18 protein-coding genes are annotated in these 20,527 nt (G+C 62.6%); 5 read left to right on the top strand and 13 right to left on the bottom strand.

All coding sequences use genetic code 11. The features are described from left to right. The 8 genes from hflK to ACJO2E_RS11985 all read right to left on the bottom strand — a co-directional run bounded on the left by hflK (position 1) and on the right by ACJO2E_RS11985 (position 9,802). The gene (gene hflK / locus ACJO2E_RS12020) at positions 1 to 1,218 is read right to left on the bottom strand and encodes an FtsH protease activity modulator HflK (protein ID WP_406964113.1); all 1,218 of its coding nucleotides are present in this window, start codon (positions 1,216 to 1,218) and stop codon (positions 1 to 3) included. A gap of 113 nt (positions 1,219 to 1,331) precedes the next feature. Then, positions 1,332 to 2,627, bottom strand: a complete 1,296-nt coding sequence (gene hflX / locus ACJO2E_RS12015) for a ribosome rescue GTPase HflX (RefSeq protein WP_406964112.1) — start codon at positions 2,625 to 2,627, stop codon at positions 1,332 to 1,334. Between the two features lie 98 nt (positions 2,628 to 2,725). Then, positions 2,726 to 2,977, bottom strand: coding sequence for an RNA chaperone Hfq (gene hfq, locus ACJO2E_RS12010; protein WP_406964111.1), 252 nt, complete (start codon positions 2,975 to 2,977; stop codon positions 2,726 to 2,728). Between the two features lie 156 nt (positions 2,978 to 3,133). Next, on the bottom strand, positions 3,134 to 4,141 hold the full coding sequence (gene miaA / locus ACJO2E_RS12005; RefSeq protein ID WP_406964110.1) for a tRNA (adenosine(37)-N6)-dimethylallyltransferase MiaA: 1,008 nt from the start codon (positions 4,139 to 4,141) through the stop codon (positions 3,134 to 3,136). Continuing rightward, positions 4,141 to 6,066, bottom strand: a complete 1,926-nt coding sequence (gene mutL, locus ACJO2E_RS12000) for a DNA mismatch repair endonuclease MutL (protein ID WP_406964109.1) — start codon at positions 6,064 to 6,066, stop codon at positions 4,141 to 4,143. The genes miaA and mutL overlap by 1 nt, the downstream gene beginning before the upstream one ends. Before the next feature lie 110 nt (positions 6,067 to 6,176). Continuing rightward, entirely contained in the window at positions 6,177 to 7,517 is a 1,341-nt protein-coding gene (locus ACJO2E_RS11995) for an N-acetylmuramoyl-L-alanine amidase (RefSeq protein ID WP_406964141.1), read from the bottom strand. A gap of 205 nt (positions 7,518 to 7,722) precedes the next feature. Continuing rightward, positions 7,723 to 8,244, bottom strand: a complete 522-nt coding sequence (tsaE, locus tag ACJO2E_RS11990) for a tRNA (adenosine(37)-N6)-threonylcarbamoyltransferase complex ATPase subunit type 1 TsaE (protein WP_406964108.1) — start codon at positions 8,242 to 8,244, stop codon at positions 7,723 to 7,725. Beyond that, positions 8,237 to 9,802 (bottom strand): NAD(P)H-hydrate dehydratase, encoded by a 1,566-nt coding sequence (locus tag ACJO2E_RS11985; RefSeq protein WP_406964107.1) that lies wholly within the window; start codon positions 9,800 to 9,802, stop codon positions 8,237 to 8,239. Before ACJO2E_RS11985 ends, tsaE begins: the two co-directional genes overlap by 8 nt. A 115-nt stretch (positions 9,803 to 9,917) precedes the next feature. Between ACJO2E_RS11985 and queG the strand changes: the two genes are divergently transcribed. Then, on the top strand, positions 9,918 to 10,976 hold the full coding sequence (gene queG / locus ACJO2E_RS11980; protein WP_406964106.1) for a tRNA epoxyqueuosine(34) reductase QueG: 1,059 nt from the start codon (positions 9,918 to 9,920) through the stop codon (positions 10,974 to 10,976). Positions 10,977 to 11,026: 50 nt separating this feature from the next. Here queG and orn read toward each other — a convergent pair whose 3' ends face one another. Continuing rightward, positions 11,027 to 11,575 carry an oligoribonuclease gene (orn, locus tag ACJO2E_RS11975; RefSeq protein WP_406964105.1) on the bottom strand — a complete coding sequence of 183 codons (549 nt, stop codon included), beginning with the start codon at positions 11,573 to 11,575 and terminating at the stop codon, positions 11,027 to 11,029. A 128-nt stretch (positions 11,576 to 11,703) separates the two neighbouring features. On the opposite strand from orn, the gene rsgA reads away from it, so the two are divergent. Then, positions 11,704 to 12,753: a small ribosomal subunit biogenesis GTPase RsgA gene (gene rsgA, locus ACJO2E_RS11970; protein ID WP_406964104.1), complete on the top strand. Its 1,050-nt coding sequence runs from the start codon at positions 11,704 to 11,706 to the stop codon at positions 12,751 to 12,753. A gap of 4 nt (positions 12,754 to 12,757) precedes the next feature. On the opposite strand, the gene motB is transcribed toward rsgA, so the two are convergent. Together motB and motA are read right to left on the bottom strand one after the other, a co-directional pair. After that, positions 12,758 to 13,717: a flagellar motor protein MotB gene (gene motB, locus ACJO2E_RS11965; protein WP_406964103.1), complete on the bottom strand. Its 960-nt coding sequence runs from the start codon at positions 13,715 to 13,717 to the stop codon at positions 12,758 to 12,760. Positions 13,718 to 13,750: 33 nt separating this feature from the next. Continuing rightward, complete coding sequence (gene motA / locus ACJO2E_RS11960) at positions 13,751 to 14,602, bottom strand: flagellar motor stator protein MotA (RefSeq protein ID WP_406964102.1); 852 nt, start codon at positions 14,600 to 14,602, stop codon at positions 13,751 to 13,753. A 204-nt stretch (positions 14,603 to 14,806) separates the two neighbouring features. Here motA and asd point away from each other — a divergent pair, with 204 nt between their 5' ends. Continuing rightward, positions 14,807 to 15,700 (top strand): archaetidylserine decarboxylase, encoded by an 894-nt coding sequence (gene asd / locus ACJO2E_RS11955; RefSeq protein WP_406964101.1) that lies wholly within the window; start codon positions 14,807 to 14,809, stop codon positions 15,698 to 15,700. On the opposite strand, the gene epmA is transcribed toward asd, so the two are convergent. Then, on the bottom strand, positions 15,663 to 16,664 hold the full coding sequence (epmA, locus tag ACJO2E_RS11950; protein WP_406964100.1) for an EF-P lysine aminoacylase EpmA: 1,002 nt from the start codon (positions 16,662 to 16,664) through the stop codon (positions 15,663 to 15,665). The genes asd and epmA overlap by 38 nt on opposite strands. Before the next feature lie 13 nt (positions 16,665 to 16,677). Beyond that, positions 16,678 to 17,250, bottom strand: coding sequence for an elongation factor P (gene efp, locus ACJO2E_RS11945; RefSeq protein WP_406964099.1), 573 nt, complete (start codon positions 17,248 to 17,250; stop codon positions 16,678 to 16,680). A 45-nt stretch (positions 17,251 to 17,295) separates the two neighbouring features. Between efp and epmB the strand changes: the two genes are divergently transcribed. Next, positions 17,296 to 18,351, top strand: coding sequence for an EF-P beta-lysylation protein EpmB (epmB, locus tag ACJO2E_RS11940; RefSeq protein WP_406964098.1), 1,056 nt, complete (start codon positions 17,296 to 17,298; stop codon positions 18,349 to 18,351). A 278-nt stretch (positions 18,352 to 18,629) separates the two neighbouring features. Beyond that, entirely contained in the window at positions 18,630 to 20,450 is a 1,821-nt protein-coding gene (locus tag ACJO2E_RS11935) for a cyclic-di-GMP receptor FimW-related protein (protein ID WP_406964097.1), read from the top strand. Positions 20,451 to 20,527: the final 77 nt, after the last annotated feature.

Here is a 20,527-nt window from a genome sequence, read left to right as displayed (position 1 = left end):
TTATCGACTCCTCCGGCTGTTACTCAGTTCCTGACGGTTGCGCAGCTCCTCGATGACACGGTCGGTCAGCGCCTGAATACCCTGCTCATCCTGTCGCTGGCTGCTGTCCTGTGTGTCCGAACCGCCTGTTGTACCGGCACTGGCGCCACGGCCACTGAACATGCGATCCAGGGGCAGGTACATCATGTTGCCGGTACTGGCAGTGTCCACAAGCACCTTGGTGGTGTTGGAATAGACATTCTCCAGGGCCTGCAGGTACATGCGCTCACGGGTGACCACCGGCGCGTCCTGATAGACCGACAGCAGTTCGGTGAAGCGGGCGGTTTCACCACGGGCCCGTTCGACGACTTCATCACGGTACGCCCTGGCTTCTTCCACCAGGCGCTGGGCGCGACCCCGGGCTTCCGGGACCACCCGGTTACGGTAGGTTTCCGCCTCTTCCTTGAAACGTTGCTCGTCTTCCCGGGCCCGCTGGACCTCGCGGAAGGCGTCCTGCACCGCGGGCGGTGGCTGGGTGCTTTCCACATTGACCTGGACGATTTCCAGGCCGGTGCCGTAATCGACCAGGAAGCGTTGCAGCCGCTGCTCCACATTGATGGCCAGCTCGGCACGCCCCTCGGTCAAGACATCATCCAGACCGGAACTACCCACCTCGTGACGCAGGGCGCTGTCGGTGGCAAAGGCCAGGGCCTGGTTGGAATCCCGCACATTCAGCACATAAGCCTTGGCGTCGGACACCCGGTACTGCACCTGGAGGTCCACGGTAACGATGTTCTCGTCCTGGGTCAGCATCTGACCCTGGGATTCAGCGTTCCGTACGTTGGTGACACGAACCTTGGTGGCCGACTCGATCAGCGGCATCTTGAAGCGCAGGCCCGGATTCTCGGTACGATGGTATTCACCGAAGCGGAGAACCACGGCCCGCTCCTGCTCGTCAACCGTGTAGAAGGACTGGAAGACCACATAGCCCACCACGATGATGGCCCCCAGGGCGAACACGGCACCCAGTCCGGCAGCACCACCGCCCTTGCCGCCGGAACCACCGGAACCGCCCGAGCGATTGCCGCCCTTGCCTCCGAGCATGCGGTTGAGCTTGTCCAGCCCCTTCTTCAGGGCCTCATCCAGGTCCGGGGGCCCCTGATCATTGCCGCCACGACCGCCTCCGGTACCCCAGGGGTCATTGTCGTTGCGATTTCCACCCGGTTCATTCCAGGCCATAGTTCTCTCCGTCTATGCGTTTAAAGCTTTGGGAATGGCTGCAAATACTAGGGATTTATACGTGCCCCGGCAATAGCCTTGGCCGGCGGGACGGTGAAAACCCGCGCCATGACTCAGGGGGCCTCTACCCTGACCCGCTCTTCGGCCAGACCGGCCCGGCTGAGTAACTGGAACCAGTCCCGGCTCTGCAGGCGAACCTCCAGCACCACGTCGCCGTTGTCCCGGTATGCCTCATGAATCACCGAACCGGCTTCATGCAGCAGAGCCCGCAACTTACCGTCGGCGGGCCCCAGCACCACGGACTGGTGAAGCAGGTCTTCCGCCAGGCGCTCGACTACGGCATCGTACAGCAACTCGAGGCCATCGCCGGAATGGGCCGACACCCAGACCCGTACCGGGTCGCCATCCTCGTTACGCTCCACCCGGGGCCGGAAATCCTCCAGCAGGTCAATCTTGTTGAACACCTGCAATACGGGCACTTCGTCCGCCCCGATCTCATGGAGTACGGAATCCACCTGCTCCATGTTCTCGTCGCGACGGTCGTCATGGCAGTCCACCACATGCAGCAGCAGGGAGGCCTGGGTGGTTTCCTCCAGGGTCGCCCGGAAGGCTTCCACCAGCTTGTGCGGCAGGTGCCGGATGAATCCAACGGTGTCCGCAAGAACGACCGGGCCAATGTCAGGAAGTTCCAGCCGCCTCAGGGTGGGGTCCAGGGTGGCAAACAACTGGTCCGCCGCATAGACCCCGGATTCGGTAATCCGGTTGAACAGAGTGGATTTGCCGGCGTTGGTGTACCCCACCAGGGATACGGTGGGAATATCGGCACGCTTGCGGGCCCGGCGACCCTGGTCTCGCTGGCGGCGGACCTTTTCGAGGCGCCTGTGGATGGCCTTGATCCGCTCCCGCAGCAGGCGACGGTCCGTTTCCAACTGGGTTTCACCCGGCCCCCGCAGGCCGATACCGCCTTTCTGGCGCTCCAGGTGGGTCCAGCCCCGCACCAGTCGGGTGGCCATGTGCTCAAGCTGCGCCAGTTCCACCTGCAGCTTGCCCTCATGGGTGCGGGCCCGCTGGGCAAAGATATCGAGGATCACCCCGGTGCGGTCGAGAACCCGACATTTCAGTTCCCGTTCAATGTTCCGCTCCTGGCTCGGGCTGAGGGCATGGTTGAACAGTACCACATCGGCCTCGCTGGCTTTCGCCAGATCTCGGATTTCCTCCAGCTTGCCTTCCCCTACGAACAGGCGGGGGCTGGGCTGGTTGCGGGAACCGGTAATCTCCGCCACCGCTTCCACACCGGCGGATGTCACCAGCTCGCGGAATTCCCCAAGGTCTTCCGCATCACTGCCGTGGGAGCTGAACTCTATGTGAACGAGCACGGCTCGTTCACCCACATCGGGACGTTCAAACAATCAGTCTTTCTCCAGTCATTGCAATGCAAAAACCCGCACAGTCCGGACCAGTTCCCTGGCCAGCCTGTGCGGGTTTGCCGACAACCCCCGAGGGCCTGTCACTCTTCCGATTCGTTTTCTCCGGCCGGGTTCTGCTGGGGAACGCGAACGTTCCTGGCCGGCACAACAGTTGAGATGGCATGCTTGTACACCATCTGGCTGACCGTGTTCTTCAGCAGGATCACGAACTGGTCAAACGACTCCACCTGGCCCTGCAGCTTGATACCATTTACCAGGAAGATGGATACCGGGATACGCTCCTTGCGCAGCTGGTTGAGGTAAGGGTCTTGTAGAGAGTGCCCTTTTGACATGTTATTTCTCCTGTTTTTTTCGGATAATGCAGATCGTCATTGTTTAGTAGCCGCAAATTGCACCAGCATTAATCAATACCAGCCCAGCGACCAATCGAGACCGGATCCCTCCAGCGGAGTTCCCGGTGAACCTCCGGAACAGCCTTGCCTGGATCCTCAGCGTCCCGAATTCAATGTGGAGTGAGATTCAAGTTTTTTCAAGGCAATGGCGGTATTTTGCCCGGCACCGGTTTCGAGCCAGGTCACATTCCGCCATTTTCGTAGCCATGTGAGCTGCCGCTTGGCCAACTGGCGGGTGGCGGCAATGCCCCTGTCGACCATATCGGCATAGTCCCCTTCACCCGCCAGCCAGGACCAGGCCTGACGATAGCCTACGCAACGCATGGAAGGCAGGTCGGGAGACAGATCGCCCCGGGCCATCAGGCCTCTCACTTCATCCACAAAGCCCTGTTCCAGCATGGCCAGGAAGCGGACACGTATGCGCTCATGGAGCTGGTGACGCTGCGCTGGCGACAGTGCGAACTGGACCACAGTATACGGTAGCTGATGGTCGGCGTCTGCCTGCCATTTGGTCGTATACGGGTAATCCTCAATATTTTCCGCGTCCTGCCAGAAGGAGGAAATCGGGCGACCGCTGATCTCGAACACTTCCAGGGCCCGCAGCAGGCGCTGGCGATTGTTGGTATGGATCAGCCCGGCGGCCACCGGGTCCACCGAGCCCAGACGCCGGTGCAGCTCGCCCCACCCCTGGTCTGCAGCTTCAGCTTCCAGCCGGCGGCGCACGGTCGGGTCCGCCGGGGGCAAATCACCCATCCCCTGGAGCAGCGCCTTGTAGTACATCATGGTACCGCCCACCAGCAGTGGAATCCGGCCGGCGGCAGTGATCTCCGCCATCTCCCGCAGGGCATCACGGCGGAAATCCGCTGCTGAATAGGCCTCCGAAGGATCGCAGATATCGATCAGCCGATGCGGTGCCCGGGCCAGCTCCTCTGCCGAGGGCTTGGCGGTGCCAATGTCCATGCCCCGGTAAATCATCGCCGAGTCCACGCTGATGATATCGCAGGGCAGGTGCTGGCAAAGCTCAATGGCCAGATCGGTCTTGCCGGAGGCCGTCGGCCCCATGACGAAGATTGCCAGGGGCGGACGCCCCTCTGCCCCACTCATCAGCGCCCCCGCAGGAACAGCTTGTCCAGTTCCGGCAGGGTTACCAGGGTCCAGGTGGGACGACCATGGTTGCACTGGCCGCTGCGCTCGGTGGCTTCCATATCCCGCAACAGGGCGTTCATCTCCGGGATGGTCAACTGGCGATTGGCACGGACGGAACCATGGCAGGCCATGGTGCCGAGCAGTTCATGGGTCTGGGCCTCGACCCGGTCGCTGCTGCCATTGGCGATCAGGTCCGCCAGTACGTCCCGCAGCAACTGCTCGGCGTCCGCGCCCCGCAGCAGGGCCGGCAATTGCCGCACCGCCAGGGTTTCCGGCCCGATCCGCTCCACCACCAGCCCCAGGGTGGCCAGTTCTTCGGCGTGATCCTCCGCCAGCCCGGCCTCCTTCTGACTCACCGCCACCGATACCGGCACCAGCAACGGTTGGCTGGTCAGGTCCTGGGCATCCAGGGCCCGCTTCATGCGTTCGTAGGTAATGCGCTCGTGGGCGGCGTGCATGTCCACGATAATCATGCCCTGGCAACTCTGGGCCAGGATGTAGATGCCATGGAGCTGGGCAATGGCATACCCCAGGGGAGGTTCGCCATTCTCACCCTCCACTGCCACGGATGCCCCCATGGCCGGCGTGGGCCGGGTCTCGGGGTAGGCACGCGGTTCCGCCGTCGCCACGGGCCCTTGCTGCGGGGCGGGACCGCCACCTTCACTGAGGGAGCGGTAGAAGGCCATCTGATCCTGGGCTGCCCAGGGCGACTGCTGACCGTGGCCACTGCCCTGGTAATTGCCACTGCCACCAACGGGCACCCCGCCACCGGCCATGTCTCCCGCCGGCTGGGCACCGGGCATGGCCGCCGGCTCGGGCATAGGCGCACCGCCGTCCCGGCCCAGCGACTGGGCCACGGCACCCCGGAAATGGTCGTCCGGGCGCACATCCGCCAGCGCCCGGTGCAGGGTGCGGAAGATAAAGTCGTGCACCAGCCGACCATCCCGGAAGCGGACTTCATGCTTGGTGGGGTGGACGTTGACGTCGACATTGGCCGGGTCCAGTTCCAGGTAGAGCACGAACGCCGGATGCCGGTTGTTGTAGAGCACGTCCCGATAGGCCTGACGGACCGCGTGGGCCACCAGTCGGTCGCGGATCACCCGGCCGTTGACGAAGAAATACTGCAGGTCCGCCTGGCTGCGGGAGAAGGTGGGCAGCGCCACCCAACCCCGCAGGCGAAGGCCGGTGGCCTCGGTGTCGATAACCACCGCATTGTCGATGAACTTCTGTCCGCACAGGGCACCAATGCGGCGCTCATGGTCCAGCTCCGTTTCCGCCGGCCGCAGGCTGTGCACCACCTTCTGGTTATGGCGCAGGGTGAAGCCGGTATCAAACCGGCCCAGTGCCTGACGGCGCAACACTTCCTCCACATGGCCGAATTCGGTTTTCTCGGTGCGCAGGAACTTGCGCCGGGCCGGGGTATTGAAGAACAGGTCGCGCACTTCCACGGTGGTGCCCACCGGATGGGCAGCGGGAGACACCCTGGCGTCCATGTCCCGACCTTCCACTTCCACCCGGCTGGCGGCCTCCTGCTCCTGGGTACGGGAGGTCAGGGTCAGACGGGAAACCGAGCTGATACTGGCCAGGGCCTCACCCCGGAAACCCAGCGATCCCACTGCCTCCAGGTCGTCCAGTGTGGCGATCTTGCTGGTGGCGTGACGGCTCAGGGCCAGGGGCAGCTCCGCTTCAGGGATACCCACCCCGTCGTCCCGCACCCGGATCAGGCGTGCACCGCCCTGCTCCACTTCGACATCCACACGCCGGGCACCGGCATCCAGGGCATTCTCCACCAGTTCCTTGAGGACCGAGGCTGGCCGTTCAACCACCTCCCCGGCGGCAATCTGGTTCGCCAGTCGGGGGGACAGCAGCTTGATGGAAGGCATGGAGGTATCTGTCTCCAGAGGTCAATGAATGATTGCCCCGGATGATAACAGATTCGATATGGTGAAAGCTGCCGGCCATTGGTTTCGGACACCAATGGCCGGCGCGGTCTTCAGGAGCTGGGAATCTGCAGGGTCTGGCCGACCATGACCACGTCGTCCGTGAGCCCGTTCACCCGTTTCAGGGCTTCCACGGTGACTTGGTTGCGGCGGGCCACGGCGGACAGGGTATCACCACGCTGGACCCGGTATTCGGTCACTGCGCCGCCACCTTCCTGACGATTCTGCCAGGCCAGGAGCGTGCCGGGAGGCGGCACATTGTTGAAGTAGGCATTGATGCCCTCGAATACCGCCTGGGCGATCTTCTCCTGGTGGGCGGAACTGGTCAGGTTCCGCTCCTCGCGGGGATTGGAGATAAAACCGGCCTCCACCAGGATTGAGGGAATATCCGGTGATTTCAGCACCACGAACGCCGCCTGTTCAACGCCGGGCTTGTGCAGCCGGGTGACCCCGCCAAGCTCTTCCAGGATATAGCCGCCCACGCCCACGCTGGCATTGATGCTGGCGGTCATGGACAGGTCCAGCAGCACGCCGGCCAGGACATCGTCCTTGTCACCAAGGGTAACACCACCCTCACCGCCAATCAGGTCGGACCGGTTCTCGCTGCGGGCCAGCCAGCGCGCGGTCTCACTGGTGGCACCGCGCTGGGACAGGGCGAACACCGAGGCCCCATTGGGTTGCGGGCTGCGGAAGGCATCGGCATGAACCGACACGAACAGGTCCGCCTTGTGCTTGCGGGCCAGCAGGATACGGCGGCGCAGGTCAATGTAATAGTCGCCGGTGCGGGTGAGGCGTGCCTCATATCCCGGCTTGCTGTCAATCAGCGCCTCCAGCCGGCGGGCCATAGCCAGCACCACGTCCTTCTCGCGGGTGCCGGACGGCCCGATGGCGCCCGGGTCCTCGCCCCCATGCCCGGCATCGATCACCACGATGATGTCCCGCTTGCTGTCACTCTGGTCGCGGACAATCGGCTTGGTCAGGCTGTCGAGGGACTCCCGGTCTTCCTGAATCAGGTCCACCACCAGGCGGTGACCATACTGCTGGTTGGGCTCCAGCAGAAAACTGCGGGGTTTGATGTCCTTTTCCAGATCCAACACCACCCTCAGGTCATTGCCGTTTCTGGGCGCGCTGCGAATCCGCCTGACCGGGCTGTCGCTGAGGTCCAGTTGGTCCAGATCCGCATCCAGGCTGGTGTCCTCCATGTCGATCACCAGTCGCGACGGATTCTCCAGCGAGAAGATCGTGTGCCTGACCTGTGAACGGGTATCGAATACCAGCCGCGTATGGTCCGGCGCCGGCCAGATCCGGGCACCCTCCACCTCGGTGGCACTGACGGCTACCGGGCTCAATAGCAGGGCAGCCACCACCAGCAGCCGTAGAAAGTCCCTGATCAGGAGTCTGCGCGGTAGAAATCGCGCCAAGCGAGAGCGTCCCACTTTGAGGCCATTTTGACGGTCATTTGAGGCGCATAGTGGTTCTATGCAACGAAAATGAGCGCTCAAAAGGGACCAAAGTGGGGCGGTCGCAGCGGCGGGACTTTCTGCCGCGCAGACTCCTAGTCCTGTTGTTATCATTTTCGGGCCCTCAATCCTGCTCCATTCACTCTTCTTCCGGTCTCGACTCATTACCCGTCGAGATACGCTCCATTTCCTGCAGTCGATCCAGCAATGCCTGACCGGTGTCGGTACCGGAAACCATGCGCAGGAACCGCCCCTCGCCATCCGGCACCAGGGTCAGGTCCAGGTCCGGCTCCGGCAGTATACCGGCGCCCCGCTCCGGCCACTCCACCAGGCAGACATTGCCGGGTGCCAGGTAATCACGAATGCCCATGAACTCCAGTTCTTCCGGGTCGCCCAGCCGGTAGAGATCAAAATGCCAGGTGGCCGGCTCAAGCTGTTCATAGGGCTCCACCAGCGTATAGGTCGGACTCTTCACCGCCCCCTGATGTCCCAGCCCCTGGATAAAGCCCCGGCTGAAGGTGGTCTTGCCAGCACCCAGGGTGCCATGGAGGAATATAACAAGCCCCTGCCCGGAAGACACCGATTTCACCGCATTTGCGAGATTTTTACCGTTTTTAACAGTCGCCGCCTCATCCGCCAGCCACACCTCCCACTCAGACATGGCTTGCTCCCTTTCGCCCCGACTCCGCCGCCATCAGCACGGTCGCCATCGCCTCCAGCACATCCTGTGGCAACAGGGAACGATACCCCCGTTGCCGGGAGGCCACGTTGGCGGCCGCCAGGTGCAGGGCGGCGGCATTCACCACCGCATCGGTCAGATCCGAGTCACCGCCCCTTACCGCCTGAGCCATGAAACCACCGGCAATACCGGACAGGATGTCACCCATCCCCCCGGTCGCCATGCCAGGATTGGCACCGCCAATCACCACGGGCAAACGCTCCGGCGCCGCCACCAGCGTGCCAGCTCCCTTCAGCAGCGCGATACCCCCGAAATTCTGCTGAAGCCTCTCCACCGCTACGAGACGGTCCGACTCGATATCCGCCACCGAACACGCAAGCAGCCTGGCCGCCTCGCCCGGATGCGGTGTAATCACCTGATAATCACTACTGACCGCCACCCGGGTCGACAACAGGTTGAGCGCATCCGCATCCAGCAATCGCGGTTTGCCGGATGCCAGCACCTGCTGCAGCATCTGCTGCCCCCAGGCCGCCTGGCCGATGCCCGGGCCGCAGACGACCACATCAGCCTTCTCCAGCAGCGGCTCCAGGTCATTGCCATGAATGACACCCCGCACCATCAACGACGGACACCGCGCCAGGGCCGGCGATACATGCTCCGGCCGCGTGGCCAGACTCACCAGCCCCGCCCCGCTGCGGGCAGCCGCCTCCGCCGCCAGCAGACCGGCGCCCCCAAAGCCCCGGTCACCGGCAATCACCAGCACGTGACCGAAATCCCCCTTGTGGGCCGCCATGGACGGCACCGGCAACAGCCCTTTGCGGGACTCCCAGGTAGACAGCGTGGCAACCGGCACTGCCGGGCAACCCTCAATGTCCTGCTCTGCCCCCAGGGCGTCGTAGGCCACCTCACCGGCGAAATGGGGCCCCTTCCCGGTGAGCAGGCCAATCTTGCGGCCAATAAACGTGGCGGTCACATCCGCCCGGACCGCATCACCCTCAGCCATCCCCAGGCTGGCATCCAGCCCGGAAGGCACATCCACCGCCAGCACCGGACTGGCACCCTGGTTAATCCAGGCAATCACCTCGTCCACCGGCGCCCTGGGCTGACCCCGGGCACCGGTTCCCAGCATGGCATCCACCACCACGGTATCGCCCCCGAAGAGCGTCGCCCTTGCACGCTCATCCAGATCGGACCACGGTGCCATGGACACCCCGGCCTCGCCGGCATCCTGCCAGGCCCGCCGGGCATCGCCGGACAGCTTTTGCGGATCGGCAACGGTAATACAGGTCACCTCCAGGCCATGGCGCAGGGCATTCAACGCCACCAGGTAACCATCACCGCCGTTGTTGCCGGCGCCGCAAAGCACCACAATACGGGTTGCGGACGGCCAGTGACGCAGCACCTGCCGAAAGGTGGCGCGGGCCGCCTTCTGCATCAATCCATAGCCTTCCACACCGCGTTCATCGATCAGGAAACGGTCCAGTGACCGCACCCCATCCGCAGTGAAGAGGGATTCTGTTAAGCTGTTTGCTGTCAGCATAGGTGCCGAACCAATACCCGTTCAAGAATTCAGTTTAACTGTCCAGGCCAGATACCTGTTAAGCATAGCAAAATTCACGTACAGGCCATACTTTGATCAATAGTACCCGCAATCCATGACGTCTGCACTTAAAGATTTTCCATCCAGGATACGCCAGTGGGCGCAGGAACTGGGCTTCAGCGACGTGGGCATCACCCGGCCGGAGACCGGTGTCCACGCGGAGCGCCTGAAGAACTGGCTGGATGCCGGCATGCACGGCGAAATGACCTGGATGGCGGACCATGGCGACAAACGCTATACCCCGACCTCACTGGTACCGGGCACCCACCGCATTATCTCCGTACGCATGGATTACCGCACGGCACCGGACAACCCCGCAGAGGTCCTGCAGGACCCGGAAAAGGCCTACGTCACCCGCTATGCCCTGGGCCGTGACTACCACAAGCTGATCCGCAAGCGCCTGACGAGACTCGCCAAAGCCATCGACGACGAACTCGAAGGCTACGACTACCGGGCCTTCACCGACAGCGCCCCGGTACTGGAAAAAGGCCTGGCCCAGCGCGCCGGCCTCGGCTGGATCGGCAAGAACACCCTGGTGCTGAACCCGTCCGCCGGCTCGTACTTCTTCCTGGGGGAAATCTTCACCAACGCCCCCCTGCCGGTCACCGAGCCCTTCGAAAAAAACCACTGCGGCACCTGCAGCGCCTGCCTGGACACCTGCCCCACCAACGCCTTCGTGGGCCCTTACGTGCTGGACGCCCGCCGCTGCATCAGCTACCTGACCATCGAACTCAAGGGCTCGATCCCGGAAGAACTGCGCCCGCTGATGGGCAACCGCGTCTTCGGCTGCGACGACTGCCAACTGGCCTGCCCCTGGAACCGCTTCAGCAAGCCCACCCAGGAAGACGACTTCAGCCCCCGCAACAACCTGGACAACACCACCCTGGCGGAACTGTTCCTGTGGACGGAAGAGGAATTCCTGAAACGTACGGAAGGATCGGCCATACGTCGTACTGGCTATGAAGGCTGGTTGAGGAACATCGCGGTCGGTCTGGGTAATGCCCCGTCAACCATCCCGGTCATTGAAGCACTGAAGGCGCGGGTGGACTACCCGTCGGAGTTGGTGCGGGAGCATGTTGAGTGGGCACTGAAACGACATGGACTGCAAACCTAAAGACGGGTGATAGAACCCAAGCACCCGCCCTACACCAAAGCCCCCCCAACTCAGAGCTTAAAAAACGTCTCCCGATAATGCTGCAACTCCGCAATGGAATCGCGGATATCATCCAGGGCCAGATGCGTACCCTTCTTGCGAACGCCCGTCAGCACATCCGGCCGCCAGCGCCGGGCCAGCTCCTTGATGGTACTCACATCCAGGTTCCGGTAGTGGAAGAACCCCTCCAGGCGCGGCATATACTTCACCAGGAACCGCCGATCCTGGCCGATACTGTTGCCACACAACGGCGACTTACCCGGCTCCAGGTACTGGGCGAGGAAATTCAGCGTCTGCTCCTCCGCCGCGGACTCGGTAATCGGACTCTCTTTCACCCGCTTGGTCAGACCACTGTTGCCGTGGGTGGTGGTACACCACTCATCCATGGCATCGAGCACCTCGTCGGACTGATGGACCGCCAGAACCGGGCCCTCGGCGATCACCTTCAGGTCCGAATCCGTCACAATAGTCGCGATCTCAATGATCCGCTCCTTCTCCGGATCCAGACCCGTCATCTCCAGATCAATCCAGACCAGACGATTATTGTCTGCCTCAGCCATGGTGTCCTCCGCCACAGTATTACTTTGGAGAGCCCCTCAACGTCCCGGAGGCGATCCGGAAGTTGTTCAGAGACTCCTTGGGTCAGGTATGATGGACCATCCCAACTTCCAGAACAATCAGGACACCCATGGCCAGGCGCCGCCTCAGCAAGCAGCAGCAACACCGCATCCGCAAGATCCAGGAAGAACGGGCCCGCCGGGCCGGCAAACGCGAGCAGACCATTAACGACCAGCGGGAAGCCGGCGAACTGGGTTCCGAACAGTCCGGCCTGATCATTGCCCACTACGGCCAGCAGCTTGACGTGGAAGCCCTGGATGGCGACCACCGGGGGGAACTGTTCCGCTGCTTCGTGCGCGCCAACATCGACAGCCTGGTGACCGGCGACCGGGTGGTCTGGTGCCGGGGGGACGACAACACCGGCGTCATCGTCGCCCGCCAGGACCGGCACACCCTGCTGCAACGCCCGGACAACTTTGGTCAGCTCAAACCGGTAGCCGCCAACATCGACCACATCGTGCTGGTGATCGCACCGCTGCCGGAACCCCACGACAACCTGATCGACCGCTACCTGGTGGCCGCCGAGAATACCGATATCCCGGCCGTTATCCTGCTGAACAAGTCCGACCTGCTCAACGACGACAACCGGCACCGGCTGGACCCCATGCTCGACCGCTACCGGAACCTCGGCTACCAGGTCGTCACCGCCTCGGCACACCATCCGGACCGGCACGATGACACCATCACCTCACTGGTCCGGGGACGCACCAGCGTCTTCGTGGGCCAGTCCGGGGTTGGCAAGTCCTCACTGATCCAGACCCTGGTGCCAGAGCATGAGCTGAAAGTCGGCGCCGTGTCGGACAGCACCGGCAAGGGCATCCACACCACCACTACGGCACGACTGTTCCACCTGGACCGCGGTGGCGATCTGATCGACTCCCCCGGCATCCGCGAGTTCGGTCTCTGGCACATGACTCCGGCGGAGATCGAATACGGTTTCCGGGAAATTCGTGAAATTACCGGCCTGTGCCGGTTCCGGGACTGTCGCCATCAGGGAGAGCCGGGCTGCGCCCTGGATAAAGCGGCAACGGAGGGACGCATCTCACCCCAGCGGCTACAGAGCTTTCGGCGGATACTGCAGGATATGGCCGAACAGCAGGCCCGGGGGCTAAAACTATAGCCGCTTACCAGTCCAGCTCACCGGGCTGTACCGGTTCCTCTTCCTGCTCCCAGTCACCGCTTTCAAGCTGCTCCCTGGCCGCTTCCTGCTCTTCCTCGGTGGGCTGGGTCAGATCGATCAACGGCTCACCGGAACGGCTGGCCCGCCCCTGGATTTCGCCGGCCGCCTTCTTGTTCAGCACGATAATCGAAATCCGCCGATTCACAGGTGCGGTGGGATCATCCTGGTCAAACAACACCGAGTCGCTGAGCCCCACCACACGGCCAATCTGCTCCGGGCGCACACCACCGGTCACCAGTGCACGGCGGGCGGTATTGGCCCTGTCCGCCGACAGCTCCCAGTTGGTGTAACCCGGGCGTCCGCTGAAGGGGGTGGCGTCAGTGTGGCCGGTAATGGAAAGCTTGTTGGTGACCGAACCCAGGGGTTTGGCCAGTTCGAAGAGGATGTCCTGGGAATAGTACTTGAGCTGGGCGCTGCCACTGTCAAACATAGGCCGCTGGGAACGGTCGACGATCTGGATCCGCAACCCCTCGTCGGTAATATCGATCAGCAACTGGTCCTTGAATTCATTCAGGGTTTCGCTGTTCTCGATGCTTTCACGGAGGTCCTGGAACAACTCCTCCATCTGTCGCTGTTCCAGTTGCTGGGCCATGGTCTCGATGCGCTCATCATCCACCGGCACCTCATTGCCCGCCTGGTCCGCGTCACTGGCTTCCACGACCGACGCACTGCCCCCCAGGTCCACCGGATTGCGGCTGCCGCCTTCGGTGTAGCCTACCGGGTCCTTGAAGTACCCTTCCAGGGCCCGTTTCTGTTCCGGTGAAGTCTGCGTGGTCAACCACAGTACGAGGAAGAAGGCCATCATGGCGGTGGCGAAATCGGCAAAGGCCACCTTCCAGGACCCACCATGGTGGCCTGCCGCAACCTTCTTGACCCGTTTTACAATGATCGGCTGATTGTCCACTACGCCACCTGTTCAGAGCGCCCTGATTGCCAGCTACTTGGAACGCACGTGATCGTTGAGTTCCTGGAAATCCGGTCGCTTGTCGCTGGGCAATGCCTTGCGGCCAAATTCGATTGCCATTTGCGGGGCCTGGCCCGACACGGTCGCGAGAATGGCCGCCTTGGCGCATTCATAGGCCTTGAGCTCGTACTTGGCATGATGCTCCAGGGCGATGGAGGTGGGCCCGACAAAACCGTAGCCCAGGAAAATGCCCAGGAAGGTACCCACCAGGGCCGCCGCCACACTGAGACCGATCTTCTCCGGCCCCTCGGTCATGAAATTCATGGTGATCACAATACCCAGAACCGCTGCCACGATACCCAGCCCCGGCAGGGCGTCGGCGATCTTGTTCAGGGCATGGGCCGGTTCTTCCAGCTCATGCTGACGGGTATCCAGTTCCTGGTCCATCAACCCCTCCAGTTCATGGGGAGCCATGTTGCCCGCACTGATGATGCGCAGGTAGTCGGTGATGAACGCCGTCAGGTGCTTTGACTTCATGACCGCGGGGTAGCGGGAGAAGATCTGGCTCTGCTCGGGGTTGTCGACGTCTTCCTCGATGGACATCACCCCCTGTTTGCGGGACTTGTCGAAAATGTCGTACATCAGGCTCAGCAGATCCATATAGAACGCCTTGTTGAACGGCGTCCCCGTGATCAGGCGCAGACTGCCGGCGAAGACCTGCTTGATGGTATGGAAGGGATTGGCAATGATGAACGAACCTACGGCGGCCCCGCCGATAATCAGGACTTCGGTGGGTTGCCAGAGCACCATCAGGTTGCCACCGTGAAGGACATAACCTGTGAGCACACAGGCCAGGACAATGACCGAACCGAGTATCAGACCCATGAAACGCTACTTCACCTGTATTTGTTTGTAGGCAGAGACGGCATCTCACCGTGCCGGACGCCGACGCCCGACGTGACCGGCAGGTTATGCGGTCTTCTGCCATGATAGCAATGACTTTTTGTAACCACGAAAAGCATAAACCATTTCTACCGGCCCGTACGGGTTTGCTAAACTTCCGCGCCCCGTGACCAGAGACTCCAACCTATGCTCGACCGGCTTTTCGTCCTAGTACAATACGTCCTGCCCCAGATCCTGATCTCCCGGATCGCAGGGAAACTGGCCGACAGCAGCCCGCCCGCCGTACTGAAAAACGCGGTTATACGCTGGTTTATCGGCCGCTACGGCGTAAACATGAGCGAAGCCGCCGAGGAGGACCCGACCCGTTACCCCTCCTTCAATGCGTTCTTCACCCGTGAGCTCAAGCCAGGCGTTCGCCCCATGACCGGGAACGAACGCACTATCGCCAGCCCCGTGGACGGTACCGTCAGCCAGCTCGGGCAGATTGAGCGTGACCGGGTATTCCAGGCCAAGGGCCAGTCGTTCAACCTGACCGAGCTGCTCGGCGGAGATGAGGAACGGGCGCGCCCCTTCGTGGACGGGCAGTTTGCCACTATCTACCTGGCCCCCAAGGACTACCACCGCATCCATATGCCACTGGCGGGGCAACTCCGGGAGATGGTCTACGTTCCCGGCCGCCTGTTCTCGGTCAACCCGGTGACCGCCGCCGCCGTGCCCCGGCTGTTCGCCCGCAACGAGCGGGTGGTGGCCACCTTCAACACCGAGGCCGGCCCCATGGCCATGGTCATGGTGGGGGCCATGATCGTCGGTAGCGTGGAAACCCGCTGGGCGGGGGTTGTCGCCCCCACCAACGGTCGACGCGAGGTGAGCACATCCGACTACCGTCACCTGTCCAATGCCATCCGCTATGACCGGGGCGAGGAAATGGGCCGCTTCCGCCTGGGCTCCACGGTTATCCTGCTGTTCCCGAAGGACGCCAGCCACTGGCAGAAGGAACTCAAGGCCCGGTCGGTGGTCCGGATGGGCGAAGCCTTCGGTGAGGTCACGCACGCTCCGCGGGAAACGCCAGCACCTCGCTGATATCGCTGGCGCCACACTTCAGCATCAGCAGCCGGTCCAGTCCCAGGGCCACGCCGGCGCAGTCCGGAAGGCCGGCTTCCAGCGCCGCCAGGAAGGCGTCGTCCTCGGGCATTTCCGGCTTCCCGAGACTGCGGCGACGGGCATTGTCCTGCCGGAAGCGGCGACGCTGCTCCTCGGGGTCCGTCAGTTCCCAGTAGCCATTGCACAGCTCGACGCCCCGCACATACAGCTCGAAACGATGGGCCACCGGATGCCCGTCCTCAACGGAAATTCGTGCCAGGGCCGCCTGGCTGGCCGGGTAGCGGGTAACGAAGACCGGGCGGTCAAAGCCCAGTGCCGGTTCAACCCGGAAGCTCATCAACAGGTCCAGGCAGCCGTCCCGGTCCAGATCCGTCAGCAGGGTGTCGTCCCCCACCAGCGGACGGCAGGCGTCCCGCAGATCGGCCAGGCTGGCCTCGAACGGATCAATGCCGGCGTGATCAAGCAGCAGGTGGCGGTAACAGCACCGGTCCGGCTCCGGCAGCTCCAGCCAGCCACACACCAGAGCCGCCACTTCCGACATCAGCGCCTCATCATCAAAGCCGGGACGGTACCACTCCAGCAGCGAGAACTCGGGGTTGTGGCGCCGCCCCCGCTCTCCGTCCCGGAACACATGACTGACCTGGTAGATACTGCCACTACCCGCCGCCAACAGACGTTTCATGTGGTATTCCGGCGAGGTCTGCAGCCACCCTGTCCCGGTCGACCGGGCGGCAACCGGCATGGGAGAGGCCGGCACACTGTCGATGTTCACATCAGTAACACCGCACTGGCCCAATACCGGCGTTTCCACTTCCAGTACCCTCCTGTCCGCAAAAAAGCCGCGCACCCAGCTTAGCTGTTGTGCGCGGCTTTCCAGTACCCTGCGGCCGGCAGAGGGCTGCCAGACTGGGCCTGCCGGTGAGGTTTCCCGACCGGATGCCATTAACGGCTCCCGATCAGGTCTTCACGCGGCTGACGTATTCCCCGGTACGGGTATCCACCTTCAGCACTTCACCAATGGCAATAAACAGCGGTACGTTCACCACCGCACCGGTAGACAGCGTAGCTGGCTTGGAGCCACCCTGGGCGGTATCACCCTTCATGCCGGGGTCGGTCTCCACTACCTCAAGCTCAACGAAGTTCGGGGGGGTCACCGTCAGCGGCGCACCGTTGTACAGGGTGACCGTGTAGACGTCCTGCTCTTTCAGCCATTTGACGGTATCACCCACGGCCTTGGCGTCCGCCGGGAACTGTTCGAACGAACCGTCGGTCTTCATGAAGTGCCAGAACTCACCGTCCGTGTACAGGTACTCCATGTCCTGGTCGATGACGTCAGCGGCTTCCAGCGTTTCACCAGACTTGAAGGTACGCTCCCACTGGCGGTTGGTCATCAGGTTACGGAGCTTGACGCGATTGAAGGCCTGCCCCTTGCCGGGCTTGACGAATTCATTCTCGAGAATGATGCAGGGGTCACCATCAAGCAAAACCTTAAGACCGCCGCGGAATTCGTTGGTAGAATATGATGCCATGAAACACTCACCTGAAAAGACGCTGTTGGAATGTGAAAGTCCGCTATGATACAGCGAACCGCCGCCCGTATAGAAGCCCGTGATCCCGATATCGAAGGTGCCTCCTGGCAGAGCCTGCTGGCCCGGTCCATCACCGACCCCAGCACCCTGCTGCAACGCCTCGGCCTGGATTCGTCCCTGCTGGGGGAAGGCTCGCGTATCGGCCATGCCGCGTTTCCGGTGAGGGTTCCGGAGCCCTGGCTGGCACGCATCCGGTACGGTGATCCAGCCGACCCCCTGTTACGCCAGGTACTGCCACTGGCCGATGAGGGCGAGGAGCGCCCCGGCTTTGTCACCGACCCACTGCAGGAAGCCGACGCCACCGCCGCGCCGGGACTTATCCGCAAGTATCGCAGCCGCGCCCTGCTGATGGTGACCGGCCAGTGCGCCATCAATTGTCGCTACTGCTTCCGCCGCCACTTTCCCTACGAGGACCACCGGCTGACACCTCGCCAGCGGGAAACGGTTATCGATACCCTCCGGGCAAGCCCGGAAATCAACGAGGTGATCTTCAGCGGCGGCGACCCCCTGGCCGTGAACGACCACCTGCTGTCGCAATGGGCCTCGGCACTCTCGACGGTACCCTCGCTGACTCGCCTGCGCATCCACAGCCGCCTGCCCGTGGTCATCCCCCAGAGAGTCGACGACGCGCTGCTGGAATGGATCGGCTCGACCCGCCTGAGCGTGGTGATGGTGGTCCATGTCAATCATCCCCGGGAGATCGATGACCAGGTCTGTCGCGCCATGGCAAGACTCAGGCAGGCAGGTGCCACACTCCTGAACCAGAGCGTGATCCTCAAGGGTGTGAACGACGACCCGGATACCCTGCAGGCACTCAGCGAAAGGCTTTTTGACGCTGGCATACTGCCCTATTATCTGCACGGCTTTGACCCGGTGGCGGGAGCGCATCACTTCGACGTCAACGACCAGCGGGCCCGGGAACTGGTCCGCCAGCTCCAGGCCAGGCTGCCGGGCTACCTGGTGCCGAGACTGGTGCGGGAAGTCCCGGACCGGCCCGGCAAGACCCTGCTGGACGTTGGTATGGAGGAAGGAGGGGAGTAGCGCCGGAAAACCCGAACAACAGGTTTATTCGCCACTTTCGGGCCGCAGACTGTAAAATCTTGCAAAGATCATGCTTTCTGGAAGGTGCAAGCCTTTTGCCGCCGCTACCGGGCTGGCTTTCTGTAGTGTATTTGCTATTTTAAGGATAGTCTCGGAGTATCCTATAACAATTTGTAATTCCGGAAGAATCCCCCCAGGACGACGCGGGCCCGGTCAACTCACCTGCCCGCACAGGCACGCATCCGCCGTCTGCGCGAGAGGTAACACTGGTTAAGAGAATGCAGAAACCCGAACTCACCGTTCCCGAACCCAGGATTGCGAGCCTGTCGTTTTGTGATGCCAGCCCCAAGGCCTTCCGCTATTGGGTGGACCACCTTCCCATGGCCAACCTGGGAGAACTGTCGCGGCAGCTCTACCATGGCATTATCGAGCTCAACCAGCTTTTCTGCTCGCCGGCACAACGGCTCCAGCTGCTGGAACTGATTCGCCCCCGACTGCGCTTTGTCTGTGCGGAACTCTCCCGCCATTACCTGGGGATGGCCATCGCCCTGCCAGAGAAACAGCGCAAGATTGCCAACCTGTCCCAGGCGCTTCAGCTCCACCTGGCCTCGGGTTACAAGCTCACCATCATGGAACTGCTGGACAGCGGCAATATCGAGCGCCAGCGAAAGCCCCTGGCCCAGGCCTGCCATCGGGCTATCACCGAACTGGGGGCCACTATCCTGCGCTCCCAGCAGCTCTACACCGCCAACCCGGCCGGTAGCTGGCGGGAAAGTCACCGACTGTTCCGCTTTGCCTGCGAGCATGACCTCCAGACCCTTACCGTCAATGACGATCAACGTCAGCGGCGCCAGGAATCCACGATTACCGACGCCTATGTCCAGACCCTGCTGCTGGGAAGCGCCCGGACCAACCAGTTGCGCCAGAACGAGATGGAACAGGCATCGGAGCTGTTCGAACTCTGGGCGCCAGAGGTGCGGTGCGCACCGGATCTCACGGAGTCTGCGGTATTCCTGGTCAACATGGAAAGTGACGCGCCTCCGTGCTACCACTCCCTGGCCCCGGCGGCTGCCGGCAAGACCTGGTGGGGTTTCGATACGGCCGCGCTGGCCAACCGCATCAGCGCTCACCAACATACCGCCGGCGACACCAGGAGCAAGGTCGGAAAGAAAGCCGACACGGCCACCGATCTGCCCCTGATTGCCGGCGTCAGCGATACCCTGCTGTCCCATCTTGGCCAGGCCCTGGCGCTGTTGACCCAGCGTAACTTCAACCGGCTCAGTTCCGACGGCCAACTGGAGATCTGCGCGGGACTGACGCCCGTGCACTATTTCATCGCCGGCGAAACGCCGTTCAACGAGTTCGTGATCGGTAACTCGGCGGCCTCCGCGACCGGAGGGGACAACCGCTTCATGAAGCCCTCACGCCGGGACGCCTGGTCCGAGGCCTTCGATGCGGGCATTTCCGACGAACGGGTATTGCCCTCGGCGGATACGCCCATCAACTATCAGTCCGTCAACGCACCGGCGACCGACAGCGCCAACCGGAACCTGCCACGGTCCTACCTGACACGGATAGTGAACACCAGCCCGGGCGGGTACTGCGTTGTCTGGAGCGCCAACATCCCCGCCAACCTTCAGGCCGGTGAAATCCTGGGGGTGCGGGAGCATCGCCACCACCCCTGGAGCGTGGCCATCGTGCGTTGGCTGCGGCAAAGCCGTGGCGAAGGCACCCGCGTGGGCATCGAAGTGATCGGCCCCAATGCCACCCCCTGCGGCGTGCAACTGATCCAGAAGACCGGCAACAGCAGCGAATTTCTCAGGGGCCTGCTGTTACCCGAGATTCCCGGCGCCCACCAACCCAGGAGCCTGGTCACACCGAACCTGCCGTTCCAGACCGGAAGCCGGATCAGCCTGCTCCATGAGGGCATTCAGGATCAGGGCACCCTTGGCCACAGGATCGCCGCTACCGGCAGTATCAGCCAGTTCGAGCTGCGCCTGTACAGCCGGCCGGATGACGCGGGCCCGGAGCCTGGCGGCAGGAAGAACCCCTTCGGCACCAGTGAAGACGAATTCGACTCACTGTGGCCAAACCTGTAGCCAAAAGATTCACATAGAAAAACAAGCCCACAAAAACTGCGCGCCAGCTCCCGCTACAGGTCGCACAGGCTTGTTAT

It is taken from the genome of Marinobacter shunpengi (assembly GCF_045449695.1).
Classification (GTDB): domain Bacteria; phylum Pseudomonadota; class Gammaproteobacteria; order Pseudomonadales; family Oleiphilaceae; genus Marinobacter.
Note: the sequence above shows the minus strand (reverse complement) of the source record. Positions and strands in the feature narration are given on the sequence as shown.

Coding starts and splice junctions, on each gene's coding strand:
- motA (WP_406964102.1), bottom strand. CDS start 14,602: ATGGGTCTGATACTCGGTTCGGTCATTGTCCTGGCCTGTGTGCTCACA.
- ACJO2E_RS11985 (WP_406964107.1), bottom strand. CDS start 9,802: ATGCTGACAGCAAACAGCTTAACAGAATCCCTCTTCACTGCGGATGGG.
- epmA (WP_406964100.1), bottom strand. CDS start 16,664: ATGGCATCCGGTCGGGAAACCTCACCGGCAGGCCCAGTCTGGCAGCCC.
- ACJO2E_RS11935 (WP_406964097.1), top strand. CDS start 18,630: ATGCAGAAACCCGAACTCACCGTTCCCGAACCCAGGATTGCGAGCCTG.
- miaA (WP_406964110.1), bottom strand. CDS start 4,141: ATGAGTGGGGCAGAGGGGCGTCCGCCCCTGGCAATCTTCGTCATGGGG.
- asd (WP_406964101.1), top strand. CDS start 14,807: ATGCTCGACCGGCTTTTCGTCCTAGTACAATACGTCCTGCCCCAGATC.
- rsgA (WP_406964104.1), top strand. CDS start 11,704: ATGGCCAGGCGCCGCCTCAGCAAGCAGCAGCAACACCGCATCCGCAAG.
- tsaE (WP_406964108.1), bottom strand. CDS start 8,244: ATGTCTGAGTGGGAGGTGTGGCTGGCGGATGAGGCGGCGACTGTTAAA.
- efp (WP_406964099.1), bottom strand. CDS start 17,250: ATGGCATCATATTCTACCAACGAATTCCGCGGCGGTCTTAAGGTTTTG.
- hfq (WP_406964111.1), bottom strand. CDS start 2,977: ATGTCAAAAGGGCACTCTCTACAAGACCCTTACCTCAACCAGCTGCGC.
- mutL (WP_406964109.1), bottom strand. CDS start 6,066: ATGCCTTCCATCAAGCTGCTGTCCCCCCGACTGGCGAACCAGATTGCC.
- hflK (WP_406964113.1), bottom strand. CDS start 1,218: ATGGCCTGGAATGAACCGGGTGGAAATCGCAACGACAATGACCCCTGG.
- queG (WP_406964106.1), top strand. CDS start 9,918: ATGACGTCTGCACTTAAAGATTTTCCATCCAGGATACGCCAGTGGGCG.
- epmB (WP_406964098.1), top strand. CDS start 17,296: ATGATACAGCGAACCGCCGCCCGTATAGAAGCCCGTGATCCCGATATC.
- orn (WP_406964105.1), bottom strand. CDS start 11,575: ATGGCTGAGGCAGACAATAATCGTCTGGTCTGGATTGATCTGGAGATG.